The 7849-nt window shown below is 65.0% G+C and carries 5 protein-coding genes; 3 read left to right on the top strand and 2 right to left on the bottom strand.

Going from position 1 to position 7849, the window contains the following annotated elements; all coding sequences use genetic code 11:
• The first annotated feature begins 126 nt into the window (after window positions 1-126).
• The 3 genes from QZV84_RS10635 (at window position 127) to QZV84_RS10625 (ending at window position 5777) form a co-directional block, all read left to right on the top strand.
• Window positions 127-2967: a cation-translocating P-type ATPase gene (locus QZV84_RS10635; RefSeq protein ID WP_292829254.1), complete on the top strand. Its 2841-nt coding sequence runs from the start codon at window positions 127-129 to the stop codon at window positions 2965-2967.
• A gap of 401 nt (window positions 2968-3368) precedes the next feature.
• Window positions 3369-4562: an ATP-binding protein gene (locus QZV84_RS10630; protein ID WP_292829252.1), complete on the top strand. Its 1194-nt coding sequence runs from the start codon at window positions 3369-3371 to the stop codon at window positions 4560-4562.
• A gap of 846 nt (window positions 4563-5408) precedes the next feature.
• Window positions 5409-5777 carry a hypothetical protein gene (locus QZV84_RS10625; protein WP_292829250.1) on the top strand — a complete coding sequence of 123 codons (369 nt, stop codon included), beginning with the start codon at window positions 5409-5411 and terminating at the stop codon, window positions 5775-5777.
• A 291-nt stretch (window positions 5778-6068) separates the two neighbouring features.
• On the opposite strand, the gene QZV84_RS10620 is transcribed toward QZV84_RS10625, so the two are convergent.
• Both QZV84_RS10620 and QZV84_RS10615 read right to left on the bottom strand, forming a co-directional pair.
• Complete coding sequence (locus tag QZV84_RS10620; protein WP_292829248.1) at window positions 6069-6398, bottom strand: hypothetical protein; 330 nt, start codon at window positions 6396-6398, stop codon at window positions 6069-6071.
• Window positions 6399-6995: 597 nt separating this feature from the next.
• Window positions 6996-7682 (bottom strand): hypothetical protein, encoded by a 687-nt coding sequence (locus QZV84_RS10615; RefSeq protein ID WP_292829246.1) that lies wholly within the window; start codon window positions 7680-7682, stop codon window positions 6996-6998.
• Window positions 7683-7849 lie beyond the last annotated feature (167 nt).

Genomic DNA, 7849 nt, shown 5'->3' with positions numbered 1-7849 from the left:
TCGTCATCGCCCAGGCCGTCGCATTCGTCCTGCTCATCCTCGTGCTTCGGCGGCGTGACGCGCATCTATGACCGACGACGCGGCACCTGCTGCCTCCTCTGTCGCGAAGAGCCGATAATGGGAGCCATGGATGGTTCCGGCGGTCCGGCACGGATGCCGGTCCCGCCGGAATCGGGCGACCCGTCCATCCGCGACGTACAGGAGATCGCCGCTGAGCTGGGGGTCGACCTCGCCAGCGGACTCAGCTCCGCCGAGGCCGCCCGGCGGCTGGCCGCGGAAGGTCCCAACGAGCTCCGGGAAGCGCCTGGCGTCCCACTGTGGCGACGAGTCCTGGCGCAGTTTCGCAGCCCGCTCGTCATCCTCCTGATCGTCGCGATAGTCATCTCACTGCTCGCCTGGGTGGCGGAGGGCGCCCCTGGCGTCCCGATCGACGCACTCGTCATCCTGGCGGTGATCGTGCTGAACGCCGTGCTCGGTCTCGTCCAGGAGGGCCGGGCCGAGATGGCGGTCGCCGCGTTGCGGAGGATGGTGGCGGCCGGCTCGACGGTCCTGCGCGACGGGCACCTGGCATCCGTCCCCTCGACGGAGCTGGTCCGCGGCGACGTGCTCGCGCTCGCCGAGGGCGACTCGGTGGGGGCGGATGCGCGGCTGGTCAGCGTCAGCGCGCTGCGTGTCTCGGAGGCATCACTCACCGGCGAGAGCGAGGCGGTCACGAAGGACCCGGGTCGGCTCCCCGCGCCGGCTCAGCTGGGCGATCGGGTGGACATGGTCTTCAAGGGCACCCAGGTGAGTCGGGGCGTCGGCCGTGCCATCGTGACCGCGACCGGCATGGACACCGAGATGGGGGCGATCGCCGAGCTGCTGGAACGCACCAGGGCCGATGACACCCCGCTGCAGAAGGAGATCGCGACCATCGGCAGGGTGCTCGGCATCGCCGTTCTCGCCATCGCCGCCGTGGTGATGGTCGTCACCGCGTGGGTCAGCCGGGTCGACTCGCTGAGCGGGCTGGTCACCGTGCTGCTGCTCGGGGTGTCGCTCGCGGTGGCGGCGGTGCCGGAGGGGCTGCCGGCGATCCTCTCCGTGGTGCTGGCCATCGGGGTGATGCGCATGGCGCGGCGCAACGCGGTGGTCAAGGAGCTCAACTCGGTCGAGACGCTCGGCTCGGCCTCGGTGATCGCCTCCGACAAGACCGGCACCCTCACCAAGAACGAGATGACGGTGGTGCGGGTGGTGACCGCGTCCGGCTCCTTCGCGCTGACCGGGGTCGGGTACCGTCCGGAGGGGACGGCGTTGTATGACGGGCCGCCCGATGCGGAGGCGGCCGCGCTGCTGGAGGCCCGCGAGGTGCTCACCGGCGGCTCGCTGACCAATGACGCCCAAGTGTTCGAGCGCGACGGCGAATGGCATGTCCAGGGTGATCCGACGGAGGGGGCGCTCCTGGTCGCCGCCCGCAAGCTCGAGGGCATCATCGAGCATGTCGGACGTTTCGAGCAGCAGGCGCAGATCCCTTTCAGCTCCGAACGGAAGCTCATGTCCTCCGTGCAGCGACGCGGTCACGACGGCTGGCGAGCGGTCATGACCAAGGGCGCCCCGGATGTCCTGCTCGGGCGCTGCGTCGCCGTGCAGCACGGCGACGAGGTGGTCCCCCTCGAGAAGCCGGAGCGGATGCGGCTTCTCGCTGATGTGGAAGCGCTCTCCGCGCAGGCGCTGCGCACCATCGCCGTCGCCTATCGCCCGCTCGGCGAGGAGTCCGAGGTGCTCGGCGAGGAACTCGAGCACGACCTCGTCTACGTCGGCGTCGTGGGCATCACCGACCCGCCGCGCCCCGAGGCCGCCCCCGCGATCGCCGAGGCGCACCGTGCCGGCATCCGGGTGCTGATGATCACCGGCGACCACCCGGCCACGGCCGCCCGCATTGCGGTCGATCTGGGGATCATCCAGGACGGCGACCGCGCGGCGACCGGCAAGGAGCTGGACGAACTCGACGAGGACGGCTGGCGGGAGACGACGCGCGCCGTCTCGGTCTATGCGCGGGTGGCGCCGCAGCACAAGCTGCGAATCGTCGACGCCCTTCAGGCGGACGGGCAGGTGGTTGCGATGACCGGCGACGGGGTCAACGACGCACCCGCCCTCAAATCGGCCGATATCGGGATCGCGATGGGGATCACCGGCTCCGAGGTGACGAAGGAGGCGTCGAAGATGATTCTCGCCGACGATGACTTCGCCACCATCGTCGCCGCGGTGCGGCAGGGTCGGGTCATCCTCCAGAACATCACCAAGTTCCTCCGTTACCTGCTCTCCTCCAACATGGGCGAGGTCATGACGGTGTTCTTCGGCGTCATGTTCGCAGGGGTGCTCGGCCTGAGCGGCGCGAGCGCCGAACCCGTTGTCCTCCCCCTGCTGGCCACGCAGATTCTCTGGATCAATCTCGTCACCGACTCCACCCCGGCCCTGGCCATGGGTGTCGACCCGGAGATCGACGACGTGATGGCCAGGCCGCCGCGGCGGATGGACGAGCGCGTCCTCGATCGCGGGATGTGGGCGACCATCCTGTCGATCGGACTCGTCACGGCGATCGTCACGCTCGCGACCATCGATCTGTTCCTGCCCGGCGGGCTCATCCCGGGCGGCAGCGAGACGCTCGTGGTGGCCCGGACGGGGGGCTTCACCACGCTGGTGTTCGCGGTGCTCCTGACCACGCTCACCTCGCGGTCGGCCACGACGAGCGCCTTCCGCGGGCTCTTCCAGAATCGCTGGCTGTGGGGCGCACTCGGTCTGTCCGCGCTGCTCCAGGTCGCGGTCGTCGAGCTGCCTTTCCTGCAGCTGGCCTTCGGGACGGCCTCTCTCGCGCCATGGCAGTGGGCGGCCTGCCTCGCGATGGCCTCCGCCGTGTTCTGGTTCGACGAGTTGCGGAAGCTGATCCTTCGCGCCTGGATCGGTGCGCGGGTTACATCGCCGCTCAGTTGATCGCCCTGAACCGACGTGACAAGGTCAAGAACCTGCTCGCCGCTGCCGTTCTCCGGCCAGACGAGGGATCGGGCAGTCAGGTGCGGTGTAGGGACCGGCACGACTTGTCCACCGAGCCCGCATCAGAGCGGGCTATCTACTCGAGAAATGTCCAGCTGCTGCGAGGTCATCGGCCGCGAAAGGTGTCCACCTGAGCTCGAGTCCCGGCGGCCCGCAAGCGGATCCTCTAACGAACGCGGCGCTGTCGGCGCGATTCGCGGTCGGATCCCGCCACTTGGAGGGCGTGACCATCTTCATCGGGCTTGGCTCCCTGAAACACCTAAAGAAGTCAGCTTTGGTTGCTTGGATTGGGTCACCTGAAGAACCTAAAGACCGATCCTTTAGGTCGTTAGGATTGGGTCATGATCCGGCCCCCTCGCAACCCCTTCAGGCCAGGCGTTGGTCTGCAGCCGGAGTACCTCGCTGGACGAGATGCCCCGATCGCGCAGTTCCGCCGGGTCCTCGAGGGGACGCCAGACATTCCAGGCAACGCTCGGATCACCGGCCTTCGCGGAGTAGGCAAGACGGTTCTACTCAAACGACTGCAGGAGGTTGCTGAGGAGATGGGCTTCGCCACGATCGCGACGGAGTTGGAGCCGCGGCACTGCGACGAAGTCACTTTCCACGCTCTCCTCACACGCCAGGCGACCGAGCTCGCTAAACGCCTCTCAACTATGGAACGGGTGCGGCAGGCGGCCGCCGAGGCGGTGAACGCGCTGCGACGTATGGCCACGGTCACTTTCGAGGGGTTCGAATGGAGCCTTGCTGGCGACCTTGACCGTGCGACGCATGACGTCGCAGCCCTCCTACTCGAGGTAACCGAGGCGGCCCTCAAAGCCGAAAAGCGCGGACTTGTGCTCTTCTTCGACGAGGCTCAGGTGCTGGTCGACGATAAGTCGGCGACTGGATCGCATCCACTGTCTTCGCTGATCGCGGCCGTATCCACTCTGCAGAAGCAGGGAGTCCCGATAAGTCTTGTACTCTGCGGGCTTCCTACTTTGGCGGTCAACTTGTTGAGCGCTCGAACATACAGCGAGCGAATGTTCCGCGGATTCAAGGTCGACTCCCTCGGGTTCGAAGATGCATCCAAGGCGTTCACAGAGCCTTTGGCATCCGCGGGAACGATCACCGCCGATCCCGACCTAGTCACCCGTGTGGTGTCGGACGTAGAAGGCTACCCGTACTTCATTCAGCTGTGGGGAGCGGAACTCTGGGATGCGGCCAACGACGCCGGCACACCTCAAATCAACGTCGCCGTGCTCGACGCCATCGAGGATCGCATCCACGAGCGTCTCGACCTTGACTTTTACGAACCTCGCGTCGAGTCACTCACTCCCGCCGAGCAGGATCTACTTCTGGCTTCGGCACAGTGCACCTATCCTCCGCTTGCTGTCGCGGAACTGAATGACGCGTCCACCAAGTCCAACGACAACGTAAATGTTCTCTTGGGGCGGCTTGTGAAGGCGAATGTGCTGTACCGACCGAGAAAGGGCCAGTACCTGTACACCGCGCCGAAGTTCCGAGAGTACCTGCAGCGCCGCACGGAACAGGCATAATCGTCCGCTGCCCGCGTAGCCGCGATGCCATCCCTGAACGGCGCGCGGTCAAGCGAATCGCTCGCGCGGTGTCCTCAACAGGATGAACTCTCGATGAATGCCCGCTTCGATCCTGTTGCCGAAGCCCTAGTGTGTGGTCATGGCGGAACTCGTAGCAGTCATCCTGATTGTTGTGTTCTTCCTCGCGGCCATCGCGTGGCGGCTCCGGGAAGGCGTGCGTGCGCGTCACGCAGTTCGCGACGACACCCGTCGCGCGGGCGAGGCCATCGTTCCCTCGTCGAGCGATGCAGCGCGACACGCGGAAGGCACCACGGCTTGGACTCGCATCTCGGGACCGTAGCCTGTACTTCCCCGGTCGCTCGAGACGCCCTGCAAATCGCGCAACAACTCGTTGCGCGATCACCATTCTGAATTGCCACTCCATCTGGATCTGTGAGGCGTATGCGGATCCGCTAGCTGTAGTGCCCAGGGACGTTGTTTGATCTGGACGTCGTGATGTGACGAGAACCTCCAGGCAGAGTGGAGCTGCTTAGACACCCACTCGAAGACCTGGAGGTTCTCGTGTCTCACGGTAATGCGGCGTTGACGCCGCGCCAACGCCTGCGCGTTGCACGGCTGATCGTCGATGATGGATCGGCTTCCGGGCGCCGCCCTGTAGCGCGCATCCGACCAGTCGCTTAGCGTTGAGACGGATGCCTGGCCAGTGTCCGGTCCCGGTGTCCTAACTGAGGGAGACCAATGACCTTTCGCATACGCCGGCTCGCTCTCGTCGTCCTTGTCTCGATGGGTCTGTGCGGATGTTCCGGTGCGACTGACACCGATCAGAGTCAGGCGTCCGATGGAGGGGTGATCGAGTTGGCCGTCTCAGAGACGTGCGCCGAAGGTTCCGAGCCACAGTGCACCGCAGTCGGTGGCGAGTGGGTAATCCTCCCGACAGCATTCGAGCAAGCCGCCGTCGACGATGCTGCTGTCAGCGATACGGCGCAACGGAACGCGGTTGACGTGACCTTTTCTGCCGAGGGGGCGAGCGTCCTCAACTCTCTGACGGGCCAGGCCGCACTGGCCGGAGCAGAAGCGCGCCTGGTTTTCAAAGTCGGCGACGAATTGCTTGCTGCCGTCGCAGTGATGGAAGCCCTGGACGGTGACCAGGTCACGATCGCGCTCGCGCCAGACGATGACCCCCAGCAGATTGTGGACCTGATTCACAACACCTGACCTGTGCCAGACACGTGCGGCGGCACCCAGCGGACGTCAAGAACCATGGCTGGCTGATCTGGTCCGGCCGCAGAGGGATCGGCATCCGATCGGCGTAACGCGTTGTCGCGACCTGTCAGTTCTCAAAGTCGTCTGCACCGACCAGCGCGCGGATCTGTCACCTGTTGGGCGAGTGCGGGCAACTTCTTCCCAAGGTCCCCTGCACGAAACGACGATCACAGCCTCAGATGCCGGCGCGTAGTGCCGCGTCCGCTTCGCGAGGGTAGTGCCTTCGCGTTCGCGGCACCTGGCTCATGTCGACCGCAGCCGCTGCTCTATGGCCGACACCATCGGTGCGGTCAGGTTGGGAAGGTCGGTTCCCCCAACATCCGACACAAAGAGGCCGCGCACACTCAGCGCGGCAAGTAGCGCCTCTTTGGCCTTCGCGCGCTCCACGTGATCGGGGACAGGAAATGCCAGCACGTCAAATCTGCGCTCGTCGTGGTGTGGGACCGTCGCGCGGACCCGTCCGTGGTCGGGATCCTCGCTCGTCACATGGAGGTGGGCGCGTAGCTCGGGATCGAAGCCAGTACCGCCGACATAGACGATGGCCCGCTCATCGACATCGACCCAGACATACACCCACGACCCCAGCGGTCGGACCGATCCCCCCTCAACCCGGACTACTCGCATCCCCAGAGGATCCATACCCGGCACCCTACCGCCCGAAACCAGGGCCACAAGAAGTAGCCCCAAGGCGCCGGGCACAGGCACTGATCTGGAATCCAGGTTGAAATTCGGCGCTTCTGACATGTCCGTGGGTGTTTTCGGAGTGCCGTGATGGCCGCACGCCGCTTCCTGTCTAGGTTTCTGACTGTTGAAGGAAAAGAAACTTTCAGACGGGAAACGGCGTGCGGAATGCAAGGCTATGGCGAACTCTGCTCGGTGTCGACAAGACAGTCATCGAGACCATGCCGTAAGCCCGGCGACCAACCCCAAAGCAACGAACGTACACATGGTGCGCTGAATGAGACCGCGTGTCACAAGCACGTTGCTCCCGAATTGACAGAGTTGGGAATGATGATCACCGCAGCATCCGCATATACCGAGAACGCCCGAGTGCGCCTGGGTCCACCTTATGCCGACCGGAGCAGCCGGCTCGCTCCGCCGGGTTTGCGGATCCCGCAGCGGCCCGGAGCCCGTCGCGGCAATCGACCGCCACTTCATCAACCGGTCGTACTAGCTGGCTTTCCGCCGCGCGAATTTGAGGTCGACATACTCGACATGCTCGCGGGAAATGACAGCAGTGAGTGTCCCGCCGCTCGGGAGGTTCGCGCCGATGGCGTAGACAAACGGGTCCGTGTCGATCTCTGCGCCGATCACGGGCAGGTCATCGACAATGACGTCGACCCCATGGCGGACCACGCGCTCCGAGGTTAGCGCGGGGGAATCCCAGACGTGTAGGCCGAGTCCGAGCTGATCGCGGAAACGATTCACCAGGATGTGGTTCGCGTGATGGACGAGGAGGTAAGGGAGCGTGGTGTACTCGGACTCGTCACGATGCCACCAAGTTCGCACTGCGTCCCACAGTGTCGGGTACCGCATGCGTTCGACGTACTCGAGCAGCCAGGTTGGACGCGGCCACGGCGGGACTTCCTCGAGCGAACGACGCGTCTGGTCATCGAGGTCAGCGAGATTCACCGGGTCAGACTTATCATCCGGGTTTCGCCACAATGTCGCCGAGACACTCACACTCATCATGTTCATGCCGCGCTCATCGGTACCGGAGCTGACGCCAATGTCGGTGACCCCCACAGAACGCTGGTGAGCAAACTCGAAGACGGGGATCGGCATGCGCTGGAGCTGCTGTTCGCGTTCGAACCGCGGGTCGGGCGCGTCTTCCGGAAGGACTCCACCGAACTGCATGATTGCCTATCCCTTACGTTGTTCAAACGAGGTCTAAGTCGCGGCCAGGGTCACACCGAGCCATGTCCACACTGTCACAGTGTTCCTACTTCCGATCAGCGTGCTGCTGAGCGATCCGCTCGCGGGCCAATCACCGCGCGCGTGTGGGATCGTTTCGCTATGCAGAT

Source organism: Microbacterium sp., from assembly GCF_011620715.1.
GTDB lineage: Bacteria > Actinomycetota > Actinomycetes > Actinomycetales > Microbacteriaceae > Microbacterium.
The sequence above is the reverse complement of the archived record's forward strand: the minus strand, read 5'-3'. Positions and strand labels throughout refer to the sequence as shown.